Origin of the sequence: Ruminococcus sp. CAG:379, from assembly GCF_000434255.1 — a bacterium.
GTDB lineage: Bacteria > Bacillota > Clostridia > Oscillospirales > Ruminococcaceae > Ruminococcus_F > Ruminococcus_F champanellensis.
Map to the genome: position 1 here is coordinate 3866 of NZ_FR894874.1, position 2863 is coordinate 6728.

General features: G+C 57.0%; 3 protein-coding genes and 1 pseudogene. All 4 read left to right on the top strand.

From position 1 onward, the window contains the following. Positions 1–195 (top strand): annotated as a pseudogene (locus QVO51_RS04595) (hypothetical protein); the annotation flags it as partial. Positions 196–254: 59 nt separating this feature from the next. Next, positions 255–824, top strand: a complete 570-nt coding sequence (locus QVO51_RS04600; protein ID WP_022357418.1) for an ANTAR domain-containing response regulator — start codon at positions 255–257, stop codon at positions 822–824. A 723-nt stretch (positions 825–1547) separates the two neighbouring features. Then, entirely contained in the window at positions 1548–2330 is a 783-nt protein-coding gene (locus tag QVO51_RS04605; RefSeq protein ID WP_022357419.1) for a TIGR00282 family metallophosphoesterase, read from the top strand. A gap of 223 nt (positions 2331–2553) precedes the next feature. Then, positions 2554–2814: a stage V sporulation protein S gene (locus QVO51_RS04610; RefSeq protein ID WP_015557391.1), complete on the top strand. Its 261-nt coding sequence runs from the start codon at positions 2554–2556 to the stop codon at positions 2812–2814. Positions 2815–2863 lie beyond the last annotated feature (49 nt).

Here is a 2863-nt window from a genome sequence, read left to right on the forward strand (position 1 = left end):
GACAGGCGGGAGCTGGCACCGCCTCTGAACGAGAATCTGTACCTGGCGCCCCCTTCCGTGACGGACAAGCTGGAAAAACTGCCTACAAGCCTCCGGGAGGCGCTGTCCATTGCGGAGCAGTCGGACTTTGTACACCGGGTACTGGGAGAGAAGATCTGCGCCCACTACTTTGCCGGGAAGCGGAACCAGCTATAAGGCGATTTATGCCGAATGTTCCACGTGGAACAATATGCTAGTCGAAAGGAGGGAGCCACATGGAGCGGGGACTCATCATCTCCTCAACAGAAAAGAGCGTTTCCTTTTTCCGGGATATGCTGGGGCATGCGGGGATCCGGGATCTGACGGTGGTTTCCTCCGCCGGAGAGGCACGGCGCCGGATGCTGGAGTACGAATACGACATCTGCGTCATCAACGCCCCTCTGCCGGACGAATACGGGGAGAGTCTGAGCTGCAGCATTGCCCTGCACACCACCAGTGAGGTGATCCTGGTGGTGAAGGCGGAGCAGTTCGACTCCATCTGCCACAAGGTGGAGGACTGCGGGGTCATTACGGTGGCAAAGCCGGTGAACCGGGGGCTGTTCTGGAACGCCATCAAGGTGACACAGGCGGCAAGCGTGAAGATGCAGCGCATGTACTGCGAGAACCGGAAATTACAGCAGAAGATCGAGGATCTGCGGATCGTGGATCGGGCGAAATGTGCGCTGATCTCCTATTTGCGCATGTCGGAGCAGGAGGCTCACAAGTACATAGAGCGGCAGGCTATGGATATGCGGCTGCCCAAGCGGGAGATTGCAGAGGAGATCCTGCGGACATATGAGGTATGACGGGAGCCGAAAGACTCCCGTTTTTGCGCCCTTTGCCTTTCGGTGACCATTTGCTTTTTTGCGGTTTCTTATAGTCTGCGTGCTGGGGATACGCAGTATCTGCGTGCTGGGTACACGCAGTACCGTTCTACCGGAGTCTTGGGGAGACAACCCGGGGGAAGGGGGGCAGCCCAGCTGCAATCCCCCTTCCCCTTCCGGGTTTTCTCCCCCAGTCCCCCGCTTTCCGCCTTCCCCATCCCCCTTTGGCATACACCCGTAGGCTGCACGTTTTCACAATGTTATACAGAACGGTACAAAACCTGTCTGGCGGCTGAAATCGTGGGAATGGTTCAGCACGCACGTTCTCCTCAAGAGTGGGGAGGGTTGTGGAAAAGAGAGCGCGAGAGAAAACCGTTGGGAGGGGAGAGAATAAGCATCTGTAGATGCGCTCTCTCCCCTCTCAAAGAGGTTGTCGCTCGCATCCCGGTAGATGGGTCATGCGTGACCCATCCGGTTAATCAAATAGAGTCACGCTGTACGGTTAATCAAATAAAATCACACGCATCTCCCCAAGACAGCGGTAAAACGGTACTGCGTAATTGGAGCACGCAGAGCATCAAAGACGACACAAAGAAAACGGTCACGCAAACAGGCAAATCAGCAAGGCGTGCATCGGCGACAGAATCCCCTTGCATTTTCCTCTGGAATATAGTAGAATAGAACAGAGAAGAAGGGGGAATGGACATGCAGATTTTATTCATCGGGGACGTGGTGGGCAAAAGCGGCTGCCGGTACCTGGAGCGGACGCTGCCGGAGCTGCGGCGGCAGTATGGGGCGGACGTGACCATCGTCAACGGGGAGAATTCCGCCCCGGGCAACGGCATCACCGCCGCCTCCGCCCAGCAGATTTTCCAGTGCGGAGCGGATCTCATCACCACCGGGAACCACGCCTTTCAGCGCCGGGACAGCCTTGCCATCTTTGAGCGCCGGGATGTGCTTCGACCGGCAAATTACCCGGAGGGCTGCCCGGGGCACGGGGTGGAGATCCTGGATCTGGGACGGTGCCGGGTGGCGGTGTTGAATCTGATGGGCACCGTGTTCCTGGAGGCGCTGGACAATCCCTTTGCGGCGGCGGACGCTTTGCTGGCGGAGATCGATACCCCGAATATTTTCGTGGATTTCCACGCCGAAGCCACCTCCGAGAAAAAATGCATGGGCTATTACCTTGCCGGACGGGTCACGGCGGTGTGCGGCACCCATACCCATGTGCAGACGGCGGACGAGGAGATCCTGGAGGGGCACACCGGGTATATCACCGACGCAGGCATGACCGGGCCGGCACGGTCTGTGCTGGGCGTGGACGTGCAGCGTGCCACCGACAAGCAGCGGCTCCACTGCCCGGTGCAGTTTATCGAAGCGGCAGGAGAAGCCATGCTGAACGGGGTTTCGATCACATTCGACCCGTCTACTGGCAAATGTACCAAAATTGAACGGATCATTATGAGAGAATCCACAAATGTGCGGTAATACTCTTGCAATTTTGTCCTCTCTGTAGTATAATGAGAAAAGTTTAGAGCAACACCGCACAAAGAATGTGTGATATGACGGAAAATTCGTCAGCAGATGCTACGCATAGCCGACAGGCTGGCTTTATGCGGTGTTGCCTTAGGGCGCAGCCCTGGCAGCTGGCGTACCAGTCAAATGCAGCATACGCAACATTAAACAATCAAGAAACAAGGAGGATTCCACCATGGAGGTTCTGAAAGTATCATCAAAATCCGTACCCAATTCCGTTGCAGGTGCCATTGCGGCAGTGATCCGGGAGCAGCGCACCGTGGAAGTGCAGGCAGTGGGTGCCGGGGCAGCAAACCAGGCGATCAAGTCCATTGCGGTGGCACGAGGCTATCTGGCACCCATCGGGATCGACCTGATCTGCATTCCTGCTTTTGCTAATATCGTCATTGACGGCGAGGATCGGACAGCCATCAAGCTGATCTGCGAACAGAGATAAGGCAGCCCGGAGCGGTTGCCTTCTACAGGCGGCGCCGGGGCATCCGGCT